We start from the raw sequence: 607 nt of genomic DNA, 5'->3' as shown, positions 1-607 counted from the left end.
GCGCTTTATACTCTTTAGATAACACAGCCTGTTTTTGTTGCTCGCTTAGCTGTTTATCGCGCTCGAGCTGTGTTTTTTTATTTTCCTCTACAGCGGCTCGGGCCTCACGCGCCTGAACGCGTGATTTTTTGGCCGTTCTTTGCACTTTGGCCACTTTTTTGCTGGACACTAATCCCGCTTTCAGCAGTTGCTCTTGTAAGGTGAGTTTTGTCATCGTCGTTTCGAAACCCGTAAGAATAATGGGTGGGATTATACCTGTAATCGTCAAGGCTGTAACCGGGCGCAGAGCCCGATCGCGATGGCGTTTGGTCTGGAGGACGCCATCAGGGGCGCAGTGAATACGGTTCGCTGCTGACACGGGGCCAGCGAAAAGGTTTCACACCTTGAGCAGTTTCACTGTGGCGTCTATGTCTATCTCATCTTCGGTGAAGATTAACGTTGAACCCTGAAAGGTGGTAATCGCCAGCTTTTTCATCGAGCGAACTTCGCTGGATTTAGCGGCTGATTTCGGCCTGATGTTTCCCATCAGCGCGCCCACAGAAAGCACCGTATTCTCTTTATCAATGCGGGTATCGGCCGGCACTTCTTCGCTGAACACCAGAAAGGA

1 protein-coding gene and 1 pseudogene are annotated in these 607 nt (G+C 50.6%); both read right to left on the bottom strand.

The features are described 5' to 3' along the window. Positions 1–214 (bottom strand): DUF2058 family protein (locus tag J5224_RS33965; protein WP_264629258.1); only part of this gene is annotated, 214 nt, incomplete at its 3' end. A gap of 162 nt (positions 215–376) precedes the next feature. Beyond that, positions 377–607 (bottom strand): annotated as a pseudogene (locus J5224_RS33960) (cold shock domain-containing protein); the annotation flags it as partial.

The sequence above is a fragment of the Candidatus Symbiopectobacterium sp. NZEC135 genome (genome assembly GCF_025962695.1).
This window is presented reverse-complemented; position numbering and strand designations above follow the sequence as displayed.